The 21,011-nt window shown below is 73.0% G+C and carries 23 protein-coding genes; 11 read left to right on the top strand and 12 right to left on the bottom strand.

Features of this window, described 5'->3' with window-relative positions; translation table 11 throughout:
* Positions 1 to 27: 27 nt before the first annotated feature.
* Positions 28 to 654 carry a YigZ family protein gene (locus ACZ4TV_RS30480; protein ID WP_468138352.1) on the bottom strand — a complete coding sequence of 209 codons (627 nt, stop codon included), beginning with the start codon at positions 652 to 654 and terminating at the stop codon, positions 28 to 30.
* Between the two features lie 123 nt (positions 655 to 777).
* Here ACZ4TV_RS30480 and ACZ4TV_RS30475 point away from each other — a divergent pair, with 123 nt between their 5' ends.
* A complete protein-coding gene (locus ACZ4TV_RS30475; protein WP_468138351.1) occupies positions 778 to 1,182 on the top strand; it encodes a CoA-binding protein in 405 nt (134 codons plus the stop codon).
* A gap of 34 nt (positions 1,183 to 1,216) precedes the next feature.
* On the opposite strand, the gene ACZ4TV_RS30470 is transcribed toward ACZ4TV_RS30475, so the two are convergent.
* Entirely contained in the window at positions 1,217 to 1,843 is a 627-nt protein-coding gene (locus ACZ4TV_RS30470) for a helix-turn-helix domain-containing protein (protein ID WP_468138409.1), read from the bottom strand.
* Positions 1,844 to 1,950: 107 nt separating this feature from the next.
* Between ACZ4TV_RS30470 and ACZ4TV_RS30465 the strand changes: the two genes are divergently transcribed.
* Positions 1,951 to 2,817: an EamA family transporter gene (locus tag ACZ4TV_RS30465; RefSeq protein ID WP_468138350.1), complete on the top strand. Its 867-nt coding sequence runs from the start codon at positions 1,951 to 1,953 to the stop codon at positions 2,815 to 2,817.
* 6 nt (positions 2,818 to 2,823) lie between these two features.
* Here the strand turns inward: ACZ4TV_RS30465 and ACZ4TV_RS30460 are convergent, their stop codons facing one another.
* Entirely contained in the window at positions 2,824 to 3,588 is a 765-nt protein-coding gene (locus tag ACZ4TV_RS30460) for an acyltransferase (RefSeq protein ID WP_468138349.1), read from the bottom strand.
* Positions 3,589 to 3,754: 166 nt separating this feature from the next.
* Between ACZ4TV_RS30460 and ACZ4TV_RS30455 the strand changes: the two genes are divergently transcribed.
* Complete coding sequence (locus ACZ4TV_RS30455; RefSeq protein ID WP_468138348.1) at positions 3,755 to 4,300, top strand: gamma carbonic anhydrase family protein; 546 nt, start codon at positions 3,755 to 3,757, stop codon at positions 4,298 to 4,300.
* Positions 4,301 to 4,317: 17 nt separating this feature from the next.
* Here ACZ4TV_RS30455 and ACZ4TV_RS30450 read toward each other — a convergent pair whose 3' ends face one another.
* The 4 genes from ACZ4TV_RS30450 to ACZ4TV_RS30435 all read right to left on the bottom strand — a co-directional run bounded on the left by ACZ4TV_RS30450 (position 4,318) and on the right by ACZ4TV_RS30435 (position 8,503).
* Positions 4,318 to 5,031 (bottom strand): DedA family protein, encoded by a 714-nt coding sequence (locus ACZ4TV_RS30450; RefSeq protein WP_468138346.1) that lies wholly within the window; start codon positions 5,029 to 5,031, stop codon positions 4,318 to 4,320.
* Positions 5,032 to 5,093: 62 nt separating this feature from the next.
* Entirely contained in the window at positions 5,094 to 7,637 is a 2,544-nt protein-coding gene (locus ACZ4TV_RS30445; RefSeq protein WP_468138345.1) for a glycoside hydrolase family 3 protein, read from the bottom strand.
* A 116-nt stretch (positions 7,638 to 7,753) separates the two neighbouring features.
* Complete coding sequence (locus ACZ4TV_RS30440) at positions 7,754 to 7,954, bottom strand: type II toxin-antitoxin system VapB family antitoxin (RefSeq protein ID WP_468138344.1); 201 nt, start codon at positions 7,952 to 7,954, stop codon at positions 7,754 to 7,756.
* A gap of 96 nt (positions 7,955 to 8,050) precedes the next feature.
* Positions 8,051 to 8,503 carry a DUF4442 domain-containing protein gene (locus tag ACZ4TV_RS30435; protein ID WP_189973593.1) on the bottom strand — a complete coding sequence of 151 codons (453 nt, stop codon included), beginning with the start codon at positions 8,501 to 8,503 and terminating at the stop codon, positions 8,051 to 8,053.
* A gap of 96 nt (positions 8,504 to 8,599) precedes the next feature.
* On the opposite strand from ACZ4TV_RS30435, the gene ACZ4TV_RS30430 reads away from it, so the two are divergent.
* A complete protein-coding gene (locus ACZ4TV_RS30430) occupies positions 8,600 to 9,613 on the top strand; it encodes a DUF8017 domain-containing protein (protein ID WP_468138343.1) in 1,014 nt (337 codons plus the stop codon).
* 71 nt (positions 9,614 to 9,684) lie between these two features.
* Positions 9,685 to 11,016, top strand: a complete 1,332-nt coding sequence (locus ACZ4TV_RS30425; RefSeq protein WP_468138342.1) for an MFS transporter — start codon at positions 9,685 to 9,687, stop codon at positions 11,014 to 11,016.
* A gap of 128 nt (positions 11,017 to 11,144) precedes the next feature.
* Here the strand turns inward: ACZ4TV_RS30425 and ACZ4TV_RS30420 are convergent, their stop codons facing one another.
* The 4 genes from ACZ4TV_RS30420 to ACZ4TV_RS30405 form a co-directional block, all read right to left on the bottom strand.
* Positions 11,145 to 11,936, bottom strand: a complete 792-nt coding sequence (locus ACZ4TV_RS30420) for a spermidine synthase (protein ID WP_468138408.1) — start codon at positions 11,934 to 11,936, stop codon at positions 11,145 to 11,147.
* Between the two features lie 124 nt (positions 11,937 to 12,060).
* Entirely contained in the window at positions 12,061 to 12,915 is an 855-nt protein-coding gene (locus ACZ4TV_RS30415) for a patatin-like phospholipase family protein (protein ID WP_468138341.1), read from the bottom strand.
* A 95-nt stretch (positions 12,916 to 13,010) separates the two neighbouring features.
* Positions 13,011 to 14,192, bottom strand: a complete 1,182-nt coding sequence (tuf, locus tag ACZ4TV_RS30410) for an elongation factor Tu (RefSeq protein ID WP_468138340.1) — start codon at positions 14,190 to 14,192, stop codon at positions 13,011 to 13,013.
* A 255-nt stretch (positions 14,193 to 14,447) separates the two neighbouring features.
* Complete coding sequence (locus tag ACZ4TV_RS30405; RefSeq protein ID WP_468138339.1) at positions 14,448 to 15,164, bottom strand: DNA alkylation repair protein; 717 nt, start codon at positions 15,162 to 15,164, stop codon at positions 14,448 to 14,450.
* A gap of 49 nt (positions 15,165 to 15,213) precedes the next feature.
* Between ACZ4TV_RS30405 and ACZ4TV_RS30400 the strand changes: the two genes are divergently transcribed.
* From ACZ4TV_RS30400 to lnt, 5 genes are all read left to right on the top strand, one after another.
* The gene (locus ACZ4TV_RS30400; protein ID WP_468138338.1) at positions 15,214 to 15,942 is read left to right on the top strand and encodes a TVP38/TMEM64 family protein; all 729 of its coding nucleotides are present in this window, start codon (positions 15,214 to 15,216) and stop codon (positions 15,940 to 15,942) included.
* A 48-nt stretch (positions 15,943 to 15,990) separates the two neighbouring features.
* Complete coding sequence (locus ACZ4TV_RS30395; protein WP_468138337.1) at positions 15,991 to 16,869, top strand: undecaprenyl-diphosphate phosphatase; 879 nt, start codon at positions 15,991 to 15,993, stop codon at positions 16,867 to 16,869.
* Between the two features lie 124 nt (positions 16,870 to 16,993).
* The gene (locus ACZ4TV_RS30390; protein ID WP_319729209.1) at positions 16,994 to 17,170 is read left to right on the top strand and encodes a hypothetical protein; all 177 of its coding nucleotides are present in this window, start codon (positions 16,994 to 16,996) and stop codon (positions 17,168 to 17,170) included.
* A gap of 69 nt (positions 17,171 to 17,239) precedes the next feature.
* Positions 17,240 to 17,707 (top strand): nuclear transport factor 2 family protein, encoded by a 468-nt coding sequence (locus tag ACZ4TV_RS30385; protein WP_468138336.1) that lies wholly within the window; start codon positions 17,240 to 17,242, stop codon positions 17,705 to 17,707.
* 106 nt (positions 17,708 to 17,813) lie between these two features.
* On the top strand, positions 17,814 to 19,370 hold the full coding sequence (gene lnt / locus ACZ4TV_RS30380) for an apolipoprotein N-acyltransferase (RefSeq protein ID WP_468138335.1): 1,557 nt from the start codon (positions 17,814 to 17,816) through the stop codon (positions 19,368 to 19,370).
* On the opposite strand, the gene ACZ4TV_RS30375 is transcribed toward lnt, so the two are convergent.
* Complete coding sequence (locus ACZ4TV_RS30375) at positions 19,315 to 20,220, bottom strand: Gfo/Idh/MocA family protein (protein ID WP_468138333.1); 906 nt, start codon at positions 20,218 to 20,220, stop codon at positions 19,315 to 19,317. The two genes, lnt and ACZ4TV_RS30375, sit on opposite strands and share 56 nt — an antisense overlap.
* A gap of 95 nt (positions 20,221 to 20,315) precedes the next feature.
* Between ACZ4TV_RS30375 and ACZ4TV_RS30370 the strand changes: the two genes are divergently transcribed.
* Positions 20,316 to 20,840 (top strand): DinB family protein, encoded by a 525-nt coding sequence (locus tag ACZ4TV_RS30370; protein ID WP_468138332.1) that lies wholly within the window; start codon positions 20,316 to 20,318, stop codon positions 20,838 to 20,840.
* Positions 20,841 to 21,011: the final 171 nt, after the last annotated feature.

Below are 21,011 nucleotides of genomic sequence, written 5' to 3'. Positions count from 1 at the left end.
TCTACGCTAACCCGTCCCCGGGGGCGCTCAGGGCGCGTACGTCTCTCCGCCGAGGGTGAGGGCGGCCGTGCCCGCCGTGCTGTCGGCGAGCCAGGCCTCGAAGGCGGGCAGGTCCGCCTCCGGGAGCGCGACCTCGATCTCCACCGCCGACCCGTAGCGCAGGTCGACCACGGTCCGGCCGGCGGACCGCAGATCGTTCTGGGTCCTGCCGGCCCGCTGGTGGTCGACGGTGACGGTGGCCAGCCGGTAGCGGCGCCGGGTGACGGTGCCGAGCTCGTCGAGGGCCTCGCCGACGACCCCGCCGTAGGCCCGGATCAGCCCACCGGCGCCGAGCTTCACGCCGCCGTAGTACCGGGTCACCACGGCGACCGCGTAGCGGATGTCGCGGCGCATGAGCATCTGCAGCATGGGTACCCCGGCGGTGCCGCCGGGTTCGCCGTCGTCGCTGGCCTTCTGGACGGAGGCGTCGGCGCCGATGACGTAGGCGAAGCAGTTGTGCGTGGCGGTGGGGTGCTCCTTGCGGACGCGCGCGACGAAGTCCTGCGCCTCCTGCTCGGTCGCGGCGGGCGCGAGCGAGCACAGGAAGCGCGAGCGGTTGATCTCGGACTCGTGCACGCCCTCACGGGCCACCGTCACGTACTGGTCTGCCTTCACCGCTCCACCCTACGGGGAATCGGACAGGTGTCCTTTCGGTTGATCCGGCAGAGCGGCAACCCGGAACGTCGGTCCCGAGCGGCGGACGAGAACACCGGGCCCGGACCACAGGAGGCGGCACACGTGTACGGCGACCCGGCAACCATCCGCAAGATCCTCACCGAGCTCGGCAACACCTGGGCCGTGGTGGGCCTCTCGAACAACCAGGACCGCGCGGCCTACGGGGTGGCCCGCGTGCTCCAGCGGTTCGGCAAGCGCGTGGTTCCCGTACATCCCAAGGCCGAGACCGTGCACGGCGAGCCCGGGTACGCCTCGCTGGCGGAGATTCCGTTCAAGGTGGACGTGGTGGACGTCTTCGTGAACAGCGCGCTGGCCGGACCGGTGGCCGACCAGGCGGCTGCCGTCGGCGCCGACGCCGTGTGGTTCCAGCTCGGCGTGATCGACGAGGCCGCCTTCGACCGCACCCGCGAGGCCGGGCTGAGCATGGTCATGGACCGCTGCCCGGCGATCGAGATCCCCGCGCTCTAGTGCTGTGGCCGGAAAGGTTCACCGGGTCACAGCACTAGGCGGTGTCCGCGGTCGTACGGCCGTGCGCGTGGGCGGCCGCCGGGAGCGGCGCCGACACCGGGGGGACCGACACCGCGAGGGTCATCTCCATCGGCACCGATCCGTCGTTGCGGTAGGAATGCGGAAGGTTGGCCTCGAAGGTGGCCGCGGCCCCGGCCGGTACGCGGAACTCCTCCGCGCCGACCACCAGGGTCAGCTCCCCTGCCGTGACGTGCAGCATCTCGATGGTGCCGGAGGGGTGCGGGGCGGATTCCGTGCCCTCGCCCGGCACCAGGTGCCAGGTCCACAGCTCCATCGGCCCCCGCTCGTCGGTCCCGATCAGCATGGTCGTCGAACTGCCCGCCGCGCTCGACCAGATCCGGACGACCTGGTCCGGCGGGACGATCCGGACCTGCGGGCCACGGTCGTAGTCGAGGAGCGTGGAGATGCTGACGCCCAGCGCGTCCGCCAGCCTGACCGTGGTGCCCACGCTGGGGTTCGTACGGGCCTGCTCGATCTGGATGATCATCCCTCGGCTCACTCCCGCGCGGGCCGCCAGGGAGTCCAGCGTGAAACCGCGCTCTCCGCGCCACCTCTTGAGGTTCCGGGCGAGCGCCAGGGTGAGCTGTTCGAGATCCGACACCATTGCGTCCAATATCATGGATGACACGGTCCAACAGAGTGCACTACCGTGCGGTGTATTCGATGCTGCACTCCGACGTTCACCGCACTGTACTGCGAGGCCCCGCCATGACCGCCCTCTTCGCCCTGGCCACAGCCGTGCTGTGGGGCCTCGCCGACTTCGGCGGCGGGCTGCTGACCCGCCGGATACCGGCGCTCACGGTGGTCGTCGTCTCGCAGATCGTCGCCGTCCTCGTGCTGGGCGCGGTGGTGCTGGGCACCGGCGCCTGGCGGGAGGCCGGGCCGCAGCTGTGGTTCGCGGTCGGCGCGGGCCTGGTCGGGCCGGTCGCCATGCTCAGCTTCTACAAGGCGCTGGCCATGGGACCGATGGGCGTGGTCTCACCGCTGGGTTCCCTCGGTGTGGTCGTGCCCGTCACCGCGGGCCTGATGCTGGGCGAACGGCCCGGCCTCGGCCAGGTCGCGGGGATCGCGGTGGCCGTCGTCGGCATCGTCCTCGCGGGCGGCCCGGAGCTGCGCGGTGCGCCCGTCCAGCGCCGGGCCGTCATCCTGACCCTGGTCGCGGCGTTCGGTTTCGGCGCGGTGATGGCGCTGATCGCCGAGGCGTCCACCACCCTCACCGGGCTGTTCCTCGCCCTGTTCGTACAGCGGGTCACCAACGTCGCCGTGGGCGGCGCCGCCCTCTGGGCCCAGACCCGGCGCGGCATCCCGGCCCTGCCGTCCGGCACCGGCCCGCGGATCCTGTGGGGGCTGCTGCCGGCCCTGGCCTTCGTCGGCCTCGCGGACGTCGCGGCGAACGGCACGTACTCCATCGCCGCCCAGAACGGCCCGGTCACCATGGCCGCCGTACTGTCCTCGCTCTACCCGGTGGTCACCGCAATCGCCGCGTTCGCCGTGCTCAAGGAGCGGCTGCGCACGATTCAGGCGGCGGGCGCAGGCCTGGCCCTCGCAGGAACGGTTCTTCTGGCGGCGGGCTGAGCGGCCCTACGCCTGCTCCGCCTCCGCGAGCCCGGCGACTTCCGCCAGCTCGGCCAGCCCGCGCAGCTGCTCCGGGGTCATCCCGTCGGGGATCGGCACCGGCGCCGGTGTGCGCAGCGGCGGCTGCCAGCCCGTCTCGGGCTCCCAGCGCCGTACGATGCGCGCCGGCGCCCCCGCCACCACGGCATGGTCGGGTACGTCGCCCCGTACGACGGCCCCCGCGGCCACCACGACGTTGCGGCCGAGCCGGGCCCCCGGCAGGATCACCGCGCCGGTGCCGAGCCAGCACCCCGGCCCGATCTCCACCGGCGCACTGCGCGGCCACTGCCGGCCGACGGGCTGGTGCGGGTCGTCGTAGCTGTGGTTCGTGGACGTGATGTAGACCCCGGGACCACAGAAGGTGTTCGCCTCGATGGTGATCCGGGCGTCGGCGATGACATGGCTGCCCCGGCCGATGACCACCCCGTCGCCGAGCACCAGCATCGGCTCCGCGCCCAGGTCGAGGTCGGGCATCATCCCGGCGGTGAGGGTGACCTGTTCCCCGATGATGCAGTGCTCGCCGAGTCGGATCCACGGCTCACCGAAGACCGTGCCCTGCGGGAAGGCCAGCCGGGTGCCGTGCCCGATCGCACCGAACCGCAGCCGCCCCGGAGTCTGCGCGGTGACCGCTCCGGCCCGCTGCATCCAGCCCCAGCCGGCGTGGACCACGCGGCTCGCCAGCCGGCGGCGCAGGGCCGTCAGCGATGAGAACGTGTTCTGTTTCTTCGGCACCCGGCCACGGTAGTGCGCTCGGCGCCCGTCGTCCGGACCACGATCCTGTGATCTTCACCCCATCGCGGGGACACCCGGTCGCGTGCCCTACGGTGCCGTTAGCGCGGCATCGGACAGCAGGTGGCAGATCACAGATGACAGACCACGGACGGCAGAGGAAGAGAACATGACGCACCAGGCGGCCCAGGCACTCGTGGCGGGTGTCGGCGGCAAGAACCCGGACATCGACCCGACGGCCTTCACGGCGCCCACCTCGGTCGTGGTCGGCGATGTCACCCTCGCCGCCGGCGCGAGCATCTGGTACTCGGCGGTGCTGCGCGCCGACTGCGGCCCGATCACGCTCGGCGCCGACAGCAACGTGCAGGACAACTGCACGGTCCACGTGGACCCGGGCTTCCCGGTCTCGATCGGCGCGCGCGTCTCCATCGGCCACAACGCCGTCGTACACGGCTGCACGGTCGAGGACGACTGCCTGATCGGCATGGGCGCGACCGTGCTGAACGGCGCGGTGATCGGCGCCGGTTCCCTGGTGGCCGCGCAGGCGCTGGTCCCGCAGGGCATGGTGGTCCCGCCCGGCTCGCTGGTCGCGGGCGTGCCCGCCAAGGTGCGCCGGGAGCTGACCGACGAGGAGCGCGAGGGCATCAAGGTCAACGCCCTGATGTACGCGGAGCTGTCCAAGCAGCACCGCGCTTCGGTGACTCCCGGGCAGTAGCGGTCCGAGGCTGCGCGTCAATCCGAGGCGACGGCCGCGGCCGTCGCCTCGGCCGGTGCCGCAGCCGGCCCGGCGGCGGGACCGGCCGGTCCGGCCGGTCCGGCCGGCGCGGGCACGGAGACCGCCTTCGCCGCCTTCTTCATCCGGCTGCGCACCACCAGCGTGACCGCGAGCCCGAACACCACGGCGAGGCCCAGCGCCAGCCAGGAGAACCGCTTCAGCCACGGCTCCGCGACGACCCCGACCGAGTAGATGACGGCGGTGGTGCCGCCGGCCCAGAGGATGCCGCCGAGGACGTTGGCCACCAGGAACCGCCAGTACGGCATCTGCAGCACACCCGCCAGCGGCCCGGCGAAGATCCGCAGCAGGGCCACGAACCGCCCGAAGAAGACGGCCCACATGCCCCACTTCTCGAAGGAGCGTTCCGCCAGCGCCACCTGCTGCGGCCCGAAGTGCTTCGGGAAGCGGCGGCCGAGCTTCTCCAGCAGCGGCTTGCCGCCCCGGCGCCCGATCGCGTAGCCGATCGAGTCGCCCACGATCGCCCCGGTGATCGCGCAGAGACCGAGCACCACGGGGTCGATCTCACCGTGCTGCGAGGCCAGCAGCGCCGAGCTGACCAGGACGATCTCACCCGGCAGCGGGATGCCGAGGCTCTCCAGTCCGATGACCAGACCCACCAGGAGATAGATACTGACCGCCGGAATCGTCTCCAGCCATTCCCGGATGTCCACCGGTACGTCCTCCCGAGTCGTCCCCGCGCGCCTCCTGTGACACGCCACGCCGAGCGGGCAGCCTATCGGCTCCCCACCACCACCTTTGACCTCAGCGCAAGATCGCGTGACGAACGGCCCACGAAGACCTCCCGGCGGCCGGAACCCAGTACCCAGGCATGCTGCTCGGGGTCCCAGGACGACAGCGCCCGGGCGTCGACGTCGACGGTGACCCGCTGGGCCTCGCCCGGCGCCAGGGTGAGCCGCCGGTAGCCGGCCAGCGCGCGCACCGGCTGGTCGAGCCGCAGCTCCGCGGACGGGCCGACGTACACCTGCGCCACCTCGGTGCCCTTGCGGCGGCCGGTGTTGCGGACGGTGAACTCCACGCGCAGCCCGCCCCGGCCGCCGGGAGCGACGCCCGGCCCGACGGTGAGCCTTTCGTACTCCCAGGTCGTGTACGAGAGCCCGTGCCCGAAGGGGAACAGCGGGCCCACCTGCTGAGCGTCGTACCAGCGGTGGCCGACGTGGACGCCCTCGGAGTACTCCTGGCGGCCGCCCACTCCCGGGTAGCGCCGGGGATCGCCGCCGACCGGGGTCGCCCGCTCGTCCGCGGGGAAGGTCTGGGTGAGCCGGCCGCCGGGATCCACGTCGCCGAAGAGGATGTCGGCGGTGGCTCCCGCCCCCTCCTGGCCCGGGTAGTACATCTGGAGGACCGCCCCGGTACGGGAGAGCCACGGCATGGTCGTACTGGAGGAGGTGTTGAGCACGACCGTCGTACGGGGGTTCGCGGCGGCCACCGCCTCGATCAGCCGCTCCTGCCCGCCCGGGAGGGCGAGGGAGGTCCGGTCCGTGCCCTCGGTGGCGTCCTCGTAGGCGAACAGGACCACGCTGCGGGCCTCCTTCGCGGTCTGCACCGCCTCGGCGAGATCCGCGGCCCGGATCGCCCCGGTGGTGTGCCGGAGCCGGAAGCGCTGGCCCTTGTAGCCGCCCTGGGCAGACACGGCGAGCCGGTGGGTGCCCGCCTTGAGGGTGAGGGTGCGGCGGCGGACAGCCATCCCGTCGGGTGCGGAGCCGAGCAGTCCGCCGGCGAAGTACTCGGCGACGCCCTCCCGGACGGGGAACAGCTCCTCCCCGTCGAGGCGCACGCTGGGCCGCAGCCCGGTGTAGTGGACGAGCAGGGTCCATTCGTCGTCCGCCGCGAGAGTGAACCGGCCCTCGTGGCTCCAGCCTCGCCCCGCGTCCACGTGCCGGTCCTCCAGGTCGGCGGCCGGGCTCAGCAGCTTCGCCGGGAGCGGGCGCCCGTACAGGTCCTCGCCGAGGGCGTAGCGCACGGTGGAGCCGCTTCCGGCCCGCCGGCGGATGGCGGTGAGGGGGGCGGCCGCCCCGTCGGGAACCACGTGCGCGCTGCCACCGCCGCCGACGAAGGGCACCTGGCCGGTGGGCCCGATCACCGCGATCGAGCGGGCGGCCGCACCGGTCAGGGGCAGGGTGTCCTGTTCGTTGCGCAGCAGCACCGCTCCGGCCGTCGCGACCTTGCGCGCGAGCCGGGCCCCGGCGGCGGCATCGCGCGGGGGCCGGGCGGCGGGCCGGGCCGCCAGCAGCCCGAAGCGGTCCATGGTGGTCAGGATCCGGTGGACGGCGAGGTCGACGGCGGCCTCCGGTACGGAGCCGCCGCGCACCGCCTCGCGCAGCGGGCGGCCGAAGTGGGTGCCGTCGGGCATCTCCATGTCGAGACCGGCGCCGATGGCGGCGACCGTGCTGTGGGTGGCGTCCCAGTCGGACATCACCCAGCCGTCGAACCCCCAGCGGCCGCGCAGCAGTTCGTCGAGCAGCGGCTCGCTCTCGCAGGCGTAGACGCCGTTGACCTTGTTGTGCGCGCCCATCACGGCGCCCGCGTCGGCGGCCACGGCGGCCTCGAAGCCACGGAGCTCGGTCTCGTGCAGTGTCTGCTCGGCGGCGATCACGTCGACGGTGTCGCGGCCCTGTTCCTGGTTGTTGAGGGCGAAGTGCTTGACGGCGGCGATGAGTCCCTCGTCCTGGATGCCGCGGATCATCTCGCCGACCAGGTCGGCGGTGAGGCGGGGGTCCTCGGCGAAGGTCTCGAAGTTCCGGCCGGCATACGGGGTGCGGATGAGGTTGGCCCTGGGCGACAGCACGACGTCCTGGCCGAGTGCCCGGCCCTCGCGGCCGATGACCCGCCCGTACTCGCGGGCCAGCGCCGGGTCGAAGGCGGAGGCGAGCAGGACCGGCGCGGGCAGTGCGGTGGCGGGTTCGGCGACCCGTACCCCGGCGGGCCCGTGGGCGAGGCGCAACGCCGGGATGCCCAAGCGCGGTACGCCGGGGACGTAGCCGGCCTGGCCGAGGGAGGCGGGGTCCCCGGCGCCGTGCAGCAGGGAGGTCTTCTCCTCGAGGGTGAGCCGCTCCAGCAGGGCGTCGATCCGGGCGGCGCTCCCGGGCCCGGCGGCGGCCGGCGGCGCGGCGGTTGCGGCGGGTGCGGCCCTACGGAGCCCGGCGCCCGGCGGCACGGTGGGCGCGCAGCCGCCCGCCCCGAGGCCCACGCCCATGCCCACGGCGCCCACCGCTCCGAGGAGCCGCATCGCGGAACGTCTGGACACGGCCTCGCTCATGGGGGCTCCCTGCGGCGTCGGTCGGCGGGAGCGGCCCGCGCCGGACCGCTCCCCCTCCCACTGTGCGACCGCCCGGCCGCGGGGCCCGCCGGGACGCGCCACCACCGAGCCCAGGTTCAGCCCTCCGGCAGCGGCGGCGCGCTGTCGGCGCTGCGCCGGGGCTCGTCCTGTCGCTGGACCCGCGCCTCGGTGCGGTGCCCGCGCGCGATGTAGTCCCGTACGACGGCCTCCACCGCGTCCTGCGGCGATCCGACCCCGGCGAGCACCATCACCTCCACCACGAGCTCGGCATCGAGGCTGATGTTGACCTTGGCCACGGGCGCTCCCTCTATCGTCGTGCGACGGACTCTAGCCGCCGCCCCACTACGGATTCCCCAGTTCCGCGTACCTGGGCGCCGGGGCCGGGAGCGCGCCTACGCGTTGGGGCGCAGGGTCCAGACGACGGTCATTTCGCCCGTCACGGCCTCGTCCTCGCGCTGGATGGCGATGGTGACCGGGAACTCGGGGCGGCCGCCCGCGTCGAGTTCGGCGACGACCTCGGCCGCCGGGCGGCCGAGCGTGGCGGTGGCGGTCACGACGCCCTTGGCGAGCTTCTTGTAGCCGATCTCGGCCTTCACGGCGAGGGGCACGGCCCGCGAGAGCTGGTCGCCGAAGGCGGCCAGGACGATCGCGCCGCTCGCGGATTCGGCGAGGGTGAACATGGCGCCGGCGTGCGGCCCGCCGACGTGGTTGTGGTAGTCGGGCTGGTCCGGAAGCCGGACGACCGCGCGCTCGGGGGTGGTCTCCAGGAACTGGAGGTTCAGGGTCCGGGCCATCGGCACGGTCGCGGCGAGCAGTTCGCCCACGTTCATCTGGTCTGCGCTCATGAAGCGCGATGTTACCCGCGAGTAGACGCACTTGGCCAGAGGCCGCAAGGGGGCGGCCGTGGCTCCGGGGGGCCGCTCCCACTATCGTTACCGGCCATGTGGCCAGGACAGCAGCAGCCGCCCGGGGGCGAGCAGAACCCTCAGGACGCGCATCAGAACCCGTACCAGCAGCAGCAGCCGGGACAGCCGAACCCGTACCAGCAGCAGCCCGGTTACGGATACCCGCAGCCGCCGGGCTACCAGCAGCCCCCGACCGTTCCGGGCCAGCAGTGGGGTCAGCCCCAGCAGCCTCAGCAGCTCCAGGGCGGCGGCGGGAGCCCCTACTCGACCAAGACCGTGGCCATCGTCGCGGCGGCCGCGGTCGTCGTGGCGCTCGCCGCGACGGGCGCGTTCGTCCTGACCCGGGACGACAAGAAGACCGACGAGGCGGACGACAAGCCCACCGCCCCCGTCTCGGCGCCCGTGGCGCCCGCCCCGGGCGGCAGCAGCCCGAACCCGCGGGCCGAAGGCGACGTGAAGCCGACGGTGCCGGGGTGGAAGGTGGTCATCAACCCCAAGCACGGCACGGCCTTCGAGGTCCCGCCGGAGTGGAACGTGCTCGGCTCCGGCATGTCCGTGGGCTTCGAGGACGAGACCAAGAAGGACGGCTCGGCCTTCGTCATGATGTCCGCACCGGCCTACCTCAAGGAGGAGTGGTGCAAGGTCGACTCCAACGCGGACGGCCGCGAGGAGAAGACCTCGCTGGCCGGCACCGGCACCAAGGGCGGCCAGGGCGCGAAGGACACCGCTGAGCTCTCGCGCAACGCGGCCGGCAGCTGGGCGTACGGCGGGTACGGGCAGCCGCATCCCATCGAGGTCACCAAGATCTCCGAGGCCAAGGAGTACACCACACTCTCCGGCCTCAAGGGGCACGTGGCGACGGCGACGGTGAGCGGCCTGCCGAAGAAGACCAAGTGCAACTCCGACGGCAGGTCCATCGGCTTCGCCTTCAAGAACGCCAAGGGTGACTTCGCCAGCTGGATCCTCTACAGCGCCGCCGGAGTCCCGGACGAGGTCAGCAAGGAGACGATGGAGAAGATCCTCAGCACGGTCCGCCTGTCCGGCGGCTGATCTCCCTTCCCCCCGCCCCCCGGGCCGGAAATCCGTTTGGATTATCGGCCCGGGGCGGGGATAGTCCGGGGGTGAGTTCTCCCTCCGCCGCACCGCCCCGTACGCCCGCACGCCGTCACCGGCCGGCCTGGGCGGGCCGCAACTACACCCTCCTCACGGGCGCTGCGGTGGTCACCAACCTCGGCAGCCACGGAGCGCTCATCGCGGCCGCCTTCGCGGTACTGGAGGCCGGCGGATCCGGCGGGGACGTCGGCCTGGTGGCGGCCGCCCGCACGCTGCCGCTCGTACTCTTCCTGCTCATCGGCGGCGCCATGGCCGACCGGTTGCCGCGCCACCGCGTGATGGTCGCCGCCAACGCCCTCAACTGCCTCTCGCAGGCCGCCTTCGCGCTGCTCGTCCTCGCCGGTGAGCCGCAGCTGTGGCAGATGATGCTGCTGACCGCCCTGTGCGGCACCGGTACGGCCTTCTTCAACCCGGCGGCCGAGGGCATGCTGATGTCCACGGTCTCCGGCGAACACGCCAACCGCGCCTTCGCGCTCTTCCGCATGGCGATGAACGGCGCCGGCATCGGCGGCGCTGCCCTCGGCGGCGCGATGATCGCCGCGATGGGCCCGGGCTGGGTGCTGGCCGTGGACGCGGCGGCCTTCGCGATCGCGGGCGCCCTGCGCGCCTTCCTCGACGTCAGCCACGTCACCGACCGGGCGCCCGGCGGCGGCCTGCTGGCCGATCTGCGCGAGGGCTGGGTGGAGGTCCGCACCCGCCCCTGGCTGTGGAGCATCGTGCTCCAGTTCTCCGTCGTCGTCGCCGTCGTCGGCGCCGCGGAGGCGGTCTACGGTCCGCTGGTCGCCCGGGACCGGCTGGGCGGGCCGGCGCCCTGGGGCCTGGCACTGGCCCTCTTCGGGGTCGGCACCATCGCCGGGGCCGTCCTGATGGTGGCGTGGAAACCGCGCCGGCTGCTGCTGGTCGGCACGCTGTGCGTGTTCCCGCTGGCGCTGCCGTCGGCGGGACTGGCCGTGCCGCTGCCCGTGTGGGCGCTGTGCGCGGTGATGTTCGTCAGCGGAGCCGCGATCGAGGTCTTCGGCGTGAACTGGATGACCACGATGCATCAGGAGATCCCGGAGGAGAAGTTCTCCCGGGTCTCCGCCTACGACTGGTTCGGCTCGGTGTCGATGCTGCCGCTGGCCACCGCCCTGGCCGGCCCGGCCGAATCGGCCTTCGGCCGCACCCCGGCCCTGTGGGGCTGCGCAACGCTGGTCGTCCTAGTCACCGCCCTGGTCCTGCTGGTCCCGGACGTCCGCCGAATGACCCGTAAGCCCGCGCCGAAGTCCCCGGCCCTCCCGCGCGAGACCGCGTCCGGCCCAGCCGTTCCCGGCCCTGCGGAATCCCGCCCCGCCGGCGTTTGAGCCCCGGCGGCGCGTCGGGGATGCCGCTCCACGGGGCGGTCCCCCTATCCGCCCATCCATCGTTCCCCGGGCTCTGCCCGGCCCCCGCGCCTCAAACGCCGGCGGGGCTGGATGGTTCAGCCGACCGCTCACCCCAGACTGAACGCACCCTCCGGCGGAGCCGGGGAAGGAGCCGCGTCCGCGTCGGCCACCACCTGAGCCCCTTTCATGAACCGGGCCAGCGCATCCCCGTACTCGACCCGCGCGGGAAACGCGTCGGCGGCGCACCGCCGGGCCAACGCCGCCACCGGAAGCTCCGCGTCGGAAGCCAGCAGCACCGCGTTCCCGAACCGCCGCCCCCGCAGCACCGCCGGCTCGGCGATCAGCACCAGCTCCCCGAAGGCCGCGCCGAAATTCGCCAGCTGCGCCCTCAGGAAGTCGAACGGCGCCCCGTCGGCCAGATTCGCCGCGTACAGCCCACCGGGCCTCAGCACCCGCGCGGCCGCCCGCGCGTACTCCACCGAGGTCAGCTGCGCCGGCACCCGCGAGCCGCCGAACACATCGGCCACCACCACGTCCGCGCTCGCCGCTGGCGCCGCCTCCAGCCAGGCCCGCGCGTCGGCCGTGTGCACGGTGACATCGGCTCCCTCCGGCAGCGGCAGGTGCTCCGCGACCAGCTCGACCAGGCCCGCGTCGAATTCGACGACGGCCTGCCGCGATCCCGCCCGGGTCACCGCGGCATAGCGCGGCAGGGTGAGCGCGCCCCCGCCCAGGTGCAGGAGGGCCAGCGGGACCCCCGGCTCCGCCGCGCAGTCCAGGACGTGGCCGAGGCGGCGCGCGTACTCGAATTCCAGGTGCCGCGGATCGTCCAGGTCCACGTACGACTGCGGGGCCCCGTCGACGGTCAGCAGCCAGGCCCGCTCCCCGTCCACGTCCGGCATCAGCTTGGCGGTGCCCTGGCCCACGTCCCGGATCACCGGGATCTGCTCGTCGCTCACGCCTCCATTGTCCGTTGTCCCTATCCGTCCCCTGTCCGTCCCCTGTCCGCCCGCTGTCCGGCAGGCCTCAGGCCGACCCGCCCGACCACACCGCCGCCGCCTCGGCGGCGTGCTCCGCGGCCTGCGCCAGGCCCGCCCGCGCGGCCGGGTCCCGCCGGGCCGGGTCCAGGACGTTGCGCCCGAAGGCCTTGCGGGCCGCCGCCGACGGGGTGATCAGCAGCACCCGCGCCCCCGCCTCCCGCAGCCGGGCGGCCTGCGCCGACGGCGAGGGGACGAGCCCGGAGCCGAGTGACATGGGGGCGATGACCACCACGCGCGCGTAGCCGGCGGCGAGGTCGGCATTGGTGGCGGAGCGGATTCCGCCGTCGATGAACCGGCGCTCGCCGACCGTCACCGGCGGCCACACCCCGGGCACCGCACAGCTCGCCGAGACCGCGTCGACCAGCCCGCCCCCGCTCTCCCGGTCGAACGCCTTGAGCTCACCGCTGTGCGCGTCCACCGCGGTGACGACCAGCCTGCGGTCGGGCCACTCGTGCGAGACCAGCCGGGCCGCCAGCACCTTGCGCCGCTCCGCCTCCGCCCCGGTGTCCGCGGCCAGCGCGAGGGCGCCGACCCGCTGCCGGTAGGCCGTGGCGTCGCGCGAGCGCGCCATCGCGACGGCGTACCGGGCGATGAGGCCGGCCCCCAGTTTCGCCGCGATCTCCCCGGCGGGATCGCCGAGCTGGCGCTCGTACAGCTCCTGCGCGGTGAGCAGTCCGGAGGTGAGCTGGGCGCCGACCACCGAACCCGCTGAGGTGCCGACGACCAGGTCCGCGGTGGTGAGGTCCACGCCCGCGCGGGCGAGCCCGTAGAGGATTCCGCATTCCCAGCCGATGCCGGTCAGTCCCCCGCCGCCGAGCACCAGTGCCGTGTCGCCGCCCATCTCCGCCCGCCCCTCCGCGCATGCCTGTGGTGACGGCAGTCTGGCGCAGCCGTTCCGCCGTCACCACAGAGGGGTCCCGGATCAGACCGGTCCGGTCACCCCAGCACCGCCGTCACCGTCCCCGCGCCGACGGTCCGCCCGCCTTCGCGGATCGCGAAGCCGAGCCCCGACTCCAGCGGGACGTCCCGCCCGAGCTCCACGGTCATTTCGACCGTCTGCCCGGGCCGGGCCGCTCCCGCCTCGCCCAGGTCCACGTCCCCCACCACGTCGGCGGTGCGGATGTAGAACTGCGGCCGGTAGCCGGTGGCGACCGGTGTCGTACGCCCGCCCTCGCGCCCGGAGAGCACGTACACCTGTGCGGTGAAGCGCCGCTTCGGCGTCACGCTGCCGGGAGCGGCCACCACGTGCCCGCGGCGCACGCCGTCGCGGGGCACGCCGCGCAGCAGCAGCGCGACGTTGTCCCCGGCCTCGGCGGACTCCATCGGCTTGCCGAAGGTCTCCAGCCCGGTGACGACGGTCAGGGCCGGCTCGCCGTCGCCGCCCAGGACCGCGACGCGGTCGCCGAGGCGTACGCTCCCGCGCTCGACGGCGCCGGTCACGACGGTCCCGCGCCCGGTGATGGTCAGTACGTTCTCCACCGGCAGCAGGAACGGCGCGTCCGTGTACCGCACCGGCGTCGGCACGTACGTGTCCACCGCGTCCAGCAGCGCCTCGATCGCCCCGGTCCACCGCGGGTCGCCTTCCAGCGCCCCGAGCCCGGAGACCCGTACGACCGGCGCACCGTCACCGCCGTAGCCGTGCGCGGTGAGCAGCTCGCGGACCTCCAGCTCGACCAGGTCGGTCAGCTCGGGGTCCCCGGCGTCGGCCTTGTTGAGCGCCACCACGATGTGGTCGACGCCGACCTGCCGGGCGAGGAGCACGTGCTCGGCGGTCTGTGGCATGACCCCGTCGAGCGCGGAGACCACGAGGATCGCCCCGTCGAGCTGCGCGGCGCCGGTGACCATGTTCTTGATGTAGTCCGCGTGACCGGGCATGTCCACGTGGGCGTAGTGCCGGGTGTCGGTCTCGTACTCGACGTGCGTGAGGTTGATGGTGATGCCGCGCCGGGCCTCCTCGGGGGCCCGGTCGATGCGGTCGAACGGCACGAAGGAGGCGCCGCCGCGCTCGGCGAGGACCTTGGTGATGGCGGCGGTGAGGGTGGTCTTGCCGTGGTCGACGTGACCCATGGTGCCGATGTTGAGGTGCGGCTTGGTGCGCACGAAGGCCGTCTTGGCCATGATTCTTTCCCGTGGCTGGAAGCTGGAACGGGACCCCTGAACCGAGCCGACCCTCCCCCTGCGGGGTCCGCCGGACGATCCGGGAAGGGTCAGCTTCGTGCGCCGTCGAATGCGGTGAAGGCCTCTGCGGGAAAGACGGACGCGGCAGCCTTCGGCGCGTCCGCGACTGCGGACGGCGCTGCGGGGAAGGCGAACCGGGACATGCCCCTGATCCTGCCGGACCGCCCCGGGCCCGTCGAATGAATTTCCGCGCGGTCAGAGGTTCTTGAGCGCCTCGCGCACGGACAGCGGGGACAGGGAGGCGCGTTCGGCCTCGACGAAGGCGCGCACCGCGCCGGGGTCCGTCTTCGCGTACTCCCGCAGGGACCAGCCGATGGCCTTGCGCACGAAGAAGTCCGGGTGGCCGGCCCGGCGCCGGCAGTAGGCGAAGAGCCGCCCGGTGTCGGTGGCCGCCTTGTAGCGGAGCTGGTGGAGGAGGGCGGTGCGGGCGAGCCAGAGGTCCTCGTCCTCGATCCACTCGTCCATCACCCGCGCCAGCTCCGGGTCCGCGGCCACCAGCGGGCCGACGGTGTGCGCGGCCAGCAGGTCGACCGTGTCCCACCAGGGGACGGTGACGATCAGGTGCCGGACCACCGGCAGGAAGCCGGAGGAGCAGCGGGAGCCGTGGCGGCGCAGGTAGTCCACCGCGAAGTACTGGTACTCGCGCTCCGGAAGCCGCCAGCAGCGCAGCGCGAGGGCCGCGCAGTCCGCCTCCGACGGCCGGGGAGTGTCCTTGGTCACCGCCTTCGACAGTTCCCTGCGCAGCGGGGTGGGGATGCCGAGGAAGGGTGCGACGTCCTTCATGTACGCGGCCATGGCCTTGGCCCGCACGGGATCGGCCGCAGCCGCGTACGTCCCGGTCAGCCGCTCCAGCAGGGTGTCCGCGAGGGCACTGCGGGGAACGCTCGGGGGTCGCCGGTCGTTCGACAGCATGAGGCCCAGATTACGGCGCGACGCCGCATAGGTCGGCTAGTCTCCCGGGATGTCCCTCCTCCTCGCGCCGTGGACCCGGCTGTCGCTGCTCGTCGTGCTGCTCGTGGCGGCAGGCGTGTGCGTGCTGCTGTACGAGCCCCAGCGCTTCCTCTCGGAGGGCTGGCCCCCGGGGCTCCCGGTGGGCACGGCGGTCGTGCTGTTCGCAGCCGCGTACGGTGTGTGCGCGGCGGCCTTCGTGCCGCGCCCCCTGCTCAATCTGGCCGCGGGAGCCGTCTTCGGCACCCAGTTCGGCCTCGTCGCGGCGGTCGGCGGCACCGTCCTCGGCGCCGGGATCGCCTTCGGCCTCGGCCGGCTCATGGGCCAGGACGCGGTGCGACCGCTGCTGCGCGGCCGCTGGCTGGAGGCGGCCGACGGCCAGCTCAGCCGGCACGGTTTCCGCTCGATGCTCGCCGTGCGGCTCTTTCCCGGGGTGCCGTTCGCGGCGGCCAACTACTGTGCGGCGGTGTCCCGCTGCGGCTGGGGCTCCTTCCTCCTCGCCACGGCGGTCGGCGTCGTCCCGAACACGACGGCGTACGTGATCGCGGGGGCCAGCGCCTCCTCCCCCGGTTCGCCCGCCTTCCTCGTCTCGTTCGGCTTCATCGTCGTCTCCCTGGCTGCGGCCGGGACGGTCGCCTGGCGCAAGCGGCACCGCCTGGCACCCCCTCGAACCAAGGGATCGGCGTACGAACTGACGCCCCAGCACCCCCCTGTGGTCAGCGGCGCTTCGCACGGGCCCTAGCATCGGACGCGAACTGCCCGACGATCACAAGGACGAGCGCACCCCGACATGAGCTGGTTCGAATCCCTAATCCTCGGTCTCGTCCAGGGGCTTACGGAGTTCCTCCCGATCTCCTCCAGCGCCCACCTGCGGCTGACCGCGGCGTTCGCCGGCTGGCACGACCCAGGAGCGGCCTTCACCGCCATCACCCAGATCGGCACCGAGGCTGCCGTCCTGATCTACTTCCGCAAGGACATCGCGCGGATCGTCTCGACCTGGTTCCGCTCGCTCTTCACCCCGGCGCTGCGCTCCGAGCAGGACGCCAAGATGGGGTGGCTCGTGATCGTCGGCTCGATCCCGATCGGTGTCCTCGGTCTCACCTTCAAGGAGCAGATCGAGGGCCCGTTCCGCGATCTGCGCCTGACCGCCACCACCCTCATCGTGATGGGCATCGTGCTGGGCGTCGCCGACCGGCTGGCCGCACGCGACGAGGAGGGCGGCCGGCACCGCGCCGTCCGGGAGCGCAAGACGCTGAAGGAACTCAGCGTCAAGGACGGCCTGATCTTCGGTCTCTGCCAGGCCATGGCCCTGATCCCCGGCGTCTCCCGGTCCGGTGCGACGATCTCCGGCGGTCTGCTGCTGGGCTTCACCCGCGAGGCGGCGGCCCGCTACTCCTTCCTCCTCGCCATTCCGGCCGTGCTGGCCTCGGGCGTCTTCGAGATCAAGGACGTGGTCGAGAACCCGGGCCACATCTCCTGGGGCCCGACGATCTTCGCCACGGTCATCGCCTTCTTCGTGGGCTACGTCGTCATCGCGTGGTTCATGAAGTTCATCTCCACCAAGAGCTTCATGCCCTTCGTGATCTACCGGATCGTGCTGGGCGTCGCTCTGTTCGTCCTGGTCGGCACGGACGTGCTGAGCCCGCACGCCGGCGAGTCCGGCCAGTAGCCCACCGGGCTCCTCACCGCTTCGCGTGAACCGGAAGCCGCTCGGGAACGTTCCCGGGCGGCTTCCGCGTCGTTGTGCCTGAAGAGACCTGAAGAGACCGGAAGGCAAAGAGCAGGGGTGTCCCATGGGTCGAGTGGTGTTGGAGCGGTTTCCGGCCGGAAGTCCGAGGGGGAGCTGGCCCGCCGAGGAGTACGCGGCGCAGCGGATGCGCGAGGGTGTACCGGCCGAGGTGGTCATGGATCTGGACAGCGACGCCTTCCTCGTCGTGGTCCGGCAACGGGAGGCCCGTTCCGGTCACTGACCGCCCGCAAGAAGATCCGGTCGGCGCGCGCCCCTTGGCCTCGCGCCCGCGCAGCCCCACACTGACCCGATGACGCAGCGTGTGGACCTGGCGACGGTAATGGACCGGCTGGCGATCGACGAGGTGGTCACGGGCTACGCGGTGGCCGTCGACGACGGCGACTGGGCGGCCTACCGCGCCCTGTTCACCGCCGACGGGAGGGCCGACTACAGCTCGGCGGGCGGGATCGAGGGGCCGGTGGGAGAGGTCGCGGACTGGCTCGCGGAGACCATGAAGCTGTTCCCCGTGCGCCAGCACCTGATCGTCAACCGGTTGATCCGGATCGAGGACCTGGCCGGTTCACCCGGCGACAGCGCCGAGGTGCGGGCGGACTTCCTCAATCCGATGCGGCTGGAAGGGCCGCGGTCCGACGGTACGGTCACCTCCCCCAACTTCGTCGCCGCCGGCCGCTACGCCTTCACCCTGGCCCGCACCCGTGACGGCTGGCGGCTCACCCGCGTCACCGTGCACGAGAAGTGGCGGCACATGTCAGCCTGAGCCTGTCCTGCCCTGCCTGTCCCAGCCTGTCCCTGCCGCACGCGGCCCGGTCCGGCCCGGTCGTCCGGCACTGCCACACTGGAAGCGGAGGCGCGCCATGGTCTCGATGCGGAATCGGTCGGTCCCTCGGTGGCGTGCGCCCGCCGCGGTCGCCGCCGGGGCGCTGCCCGCCCTCGCCTTCCCCGCCCCCGCGCTCTGGTGGTTCGCCTACGTCGCCCTCGTGCCCTGGATGCTGCTGCTGAGGTCGGCCCCCAGGGCGCGGCGGGCGGCCCTGGAGGGCTGGCTCGGGGGCGCCGGCTTCATCCTGGCCGTCCACCACTGGCTGCTGCCCAGCCTGCACGTGTTCCTGATCCCGGTGGCGGCGCTGGTGGGGCTGCTCTGGATCCCCTGGGCACTCCTGGTGCGGGAGTTGCTCGGCGGGGTCCCGCCGGCGGGCCGGGCGCTGTCCGCGCTGGTCCTCGTACCGGCGGGCTGGCTGTTGTCCGAGCTGGTCCGGTCCTGGCAGGGGCTGGGCGGGCCGTGGGGGCTGCTGGGGGCGAGCCAGTGGCAGGTGTCGCCCGCACTGCGGCTGGCTTCGGTGGGCGGGGTGTGGCTGGTGAGCCTGCTGCTGGTGGCGGTGAACTGCGCCGTGGTGCTGCTGATCGCGGCGCCGGGGGCGCGGATCCCGGCGGTGGCGGGCCTGGCGGGGTGCGCCGTGCTCACGGGGGTGGCGTGGGGGTGGGCCGCGGGGCCCCCGGCGTCGGGCGGTCTGCGGGTGGCGGTCGTACAGCCGGGCCAGGTGGCGGACGGCCCGGACAGTGCGGACCGGCGGTTCGCCGCCGGTGAGCGGCTGACGCGCCCGCTGGCCGGGCAGCGGGTCGACCTCGTGGTGTGGGGCGAGAGCAGTGTCGGCGCGGATCTGACGGCCCGCCCGGATCTGGCCCGGCGGCTGGCTTCGCTGTCGGCGGAGGTCGGGGCCCCGCTGCTGGTGAACGTGGACGCGCGGCGGGCGGACCGTCCCGGGATCCAGAAGAGTGCGGTGCTCGTGGGCCCCGAGGGACTCACGGGCGACCGGTACGACAAGATGCGGCTCGTCCCCTTCGGTGAGTACGTCCCGGTCCGGGCGCTGTTCGGCTGGGCCACCTCGGTCGGCAAGGCGGCGGGCGAGGACCGGGTGCGCGGCGACACTCCGGTGGTCATGGACCTGCCCGGGCGGCCGGACGGGCGGACCGGCGTCCGCATCGGCCCCCTGGTCTGCTTCGAGTCGGCCTTCCCGGACATGAGCCGGCGCCTCACCCTCGACGGGGCCTCCCTGCTCATCGCCCAGTCGGCGACCTCCACCTTCCAGGAGAGCTGGGCCCCGGCCCAGCACGCCTCGCTGGCCGCCCTGCGCGCGGCCGAGAACGGCCGCCCCATGGTGCACGCCACCCTTACGGGCGTCAGCGTCGTGCACGGCGCGTCCGGTGAGCGGATCGGCGCCGCCCTGCCCACCTCCGCGAGTACGGCGGCGGTGTACGAGGTCCCGCTCGCCCGGGGCACGACCTTCTACGTCCGCGTCGGGGACTGGCCGGTGGCCGCGGCCCTCGCCGCTCTGACGGTGTACTGCGCGTCGGCCGGCGCCCGTTCGCTCAGGAGGCCTGCTCCAGAGCGGAGTTCACCACCCGCTCGCACAACTCGTGGGTGAGCAGCGCGTCCCGGGCGCTGAGCGTCCTGCCCACCGTGACGGCCTCCAGGAAGTGGTCCACGACCTGCTCGATGCCGCGCTGGCGGGCGACGGAGACCCAGTCCCCGCGGCGCCGCACGGTCGGCTGGCCCTTGTGGTCGATGATCTCCGCGAGATTGACGACCTGCCGCTTGGTGTCCCGGCCGGACACTTCCAGGATCTCCTCGGTCGAGCCGGACAGGCGGTTCATGATGCCGAGCGCGGTGAAACCGGCGCCGGACATCTGGAGCACCACCTGGTGCATCAGCCCCTCGCGCACCACGGCCCGGACGTCGACGTGGTCGGCCTCGCCGGGGAGCAGGAAGCGCAGGGTGTCGACGACGTGGATGAAGTCGTCCAGCACCAGCGTGCGCGGGTCCTCGGGCAGCCCGACCCGGTTCTTCTGCATGATGATCAGCTCGCGCGGGTGGTCGGCGCACTGCGCGTAGCCCGGCGCGTGGCGGCGGTTGAAACCGACGGCGAGCGAGCTCCCGCGCTCCTCGGCCAGGTCCACCAGTCGCGCCGAGTCCGCGAACTCGTAGGCGAGCGGCTTGTCCACGTAGGTCGGCACGCCGGCCTCCAGCAGCCGCGTGACGATCTCGGGGTGGGCCGCGGTCGGGGCGTGCACGAAGGCCGCGTCGAGTCCCTCGGCCAGCAGCGCGTCGAGATCGGTGTGCCGGCGCGCGGCCGGGACGTGGTAGATCTCGCCGACCCGCTCCAGGGTCGCGGGGGTACGGGTCTGCAGGTGCAGCTCGACGCCCGGGCGGGTGGTGAGGACGGGCAGGTACGCCTTCTGCGCGATGTCGCCGAGTCCGATGCAGCCGACCTTCACCGGGAGCCTCCAGGTTCGTTCCAGGTTCGTTCCTTGTGGGATTTCCGCAGCTTAATCCCTGGTGGCGGGCGGCTCGTTCGCCGAGGATGTCCCTCATGACCACCAGTTCTGGATCACACCGCGACGAACCCGCCACCACCGCCGACGAGCGGGAGATGCTGGACGGCTGGCTCGACTACCACCGTGCCACCCTTGCCTGGAAGTGCGAGGGGCTCCAGGACGAACAGCTGCGCCGCGCCGCGCTCGCGCCCTCCGAGTTGAGCCTGCTGGGCCTCGTACGGCACATGGCGGAGGTGGAGCGGTACTGGTTCCGGGAGATCATGCTCGGCGAGGACCTTCCCGAGCTGTACTGCACGAGCGAGGACATGGACGGCGACTTCCACTTCGGCGACAAGACCACCTGGGCCGAGACCGAGCAGGTGTGGCAGACCGAGGTCGAACTGGCCCGCCAGGCCGCCGCGGGCCGTTCGCTGGACCTGCGGTCGCAGGCCGAGAGCCACCACCGCGGCGAGGTGTTCAGCCTGCGCTGGGTCTACACCCACATGATCGAGGAGTACGCGCGCCACAACGGCCACGCGGACCTGCTGCGCGAGCAGATCGACGGCGCCACCGGCGATTAGCGGGTCCGCGTCACCCGTGCGGGGTGAATATCGGCTGCGGGTTTTCGCAACGGGGTCCTCGCACAGCAGAGTTGCGCAGGTGCATCCAACCCGAACCACGACAACGCTGCTGCTCGGAGTCGCCTGTGCCGTTTCGGCCGTCTCCGGCTGTGTACAGGTGAGTCCCGGACC

The organism is Streptomyces sp. NPDC028910, from assembly GCF_055564955.1.
The sequence above is the reverse complement of the archived record's forward strand: the minus strand, read 5'-3'. Positions and strand labels throughout refer to the sequence as shown.

Bases quoted from the DNA above. Each gene is read 5' to 3' on its own strand.
- ACZ4TV_RS30465 (WP_468138350.1), top strand. From the start codon at position 1,951: ATGACCGCCCTCTTCGCCCTGGCCACAGCCGTGCTGTGGGGCCTCGCC.
- ACZ4TV_RS30455 (WP_468138348.1), top strand. From the start codon at position 3,755: ATGACGCACCAGGCGGCCCAGGCACTCGTGGCGGGTGTCGGCGGCAAG.
- ACZ4TV_RS30445 (WP_468138345.1), bottom strand. From the start codon at position 7,637: ATGAGCGAGGCCGTGTCCAGACGTTCCGCGATGCGGCTCCTCGGAGCG.
- ACZ4TV_RS30435 (WP_189973593.1), bottom strand. From the start codon at position 8,503: ATGAGCGCAGACCAGATGAACGTGGGCGAACTGCTCGCCGCGACCGTG.
- ACZ4TV_RS30430 (WP_468138343.1), top strand. From the start codon at position 8,600: ATGTGGCCAGGACAGCAGCAGCCGCCCGGGGGCGAGCAGAACCCTCAG.
- ACZ4TV_RS30420 (WP_468138408.1), bottom strand. From the start codon at position 11,936: ATGCCGGACGTGGACGGGGAGCGGGCCTGGCTGCTGACCGTCGACGGG.
- ACZ4TV_RS30415 (WP_468138341.1), bottom strand. From the start codon at position 12,915: ATGGGCGGCGACACGGCACTGGTGCTCGGCGGCGGGGGACTGACCGGC.
- tuf (WP_468138340.1), bottom strand. From the start codon at position 14,192: ATGGCCAAGACGGCCTTCGTGCGCACCAAGCCGCACCTCAACATCGGC.
- ACZ4TV_RS30405 (WP_468138339.1), bottom strand. From the start codon at position 15,164: ATGCTGTCGAACGACCGGCGACCCCCGAGCGTTCCCCGCAGTGCCCTC.
- ACZ4TV_RS30400 (WP_468138338.1), top strand. From the start codon at position 15,214: ATGTCCCTCCTCCTCGCGCCGTGGACCCGGCTGTCGCTGCTCGTCGTG.
- ACZ4TV_RS30395 (WP_468138337.1), top strand. From the start codon at position 15,991: ATGAGCTGGTTCGAATCCCTAATCCTCGGTCTCGTCCAGGGGCTTACG.
- ACZ4TV_RS30390 (WP_319729209.1), top strand. From the start codon at position 16,994: ATGGGTCGAGTGGTGTTGGAGCGGTTTCCGGCCGGAAGTCCGAGGGGG.
- ACZ4TV_RS30385 (WP_468138336.1), top strand. From the start codon at position 17,240: ATGACGCAGCGTGTGGACCTGGCGACGGTAATGGACCGGCTGGCGATC.
- lnt (WP_468138335.1), top strand. From the start codon at position 17,814: ATGCGGAATCGGTCGGTCCCTCGGTGGCGTGCGCCCGCCGCGGTCGCC.
- ACZ4TV_RS30370 (WP_468138332.1), top strand. From the start codon at position 20,316: ATGACCACCAGTTCTGGATCACACCGCGACGAACCCGCCACCACCGCC.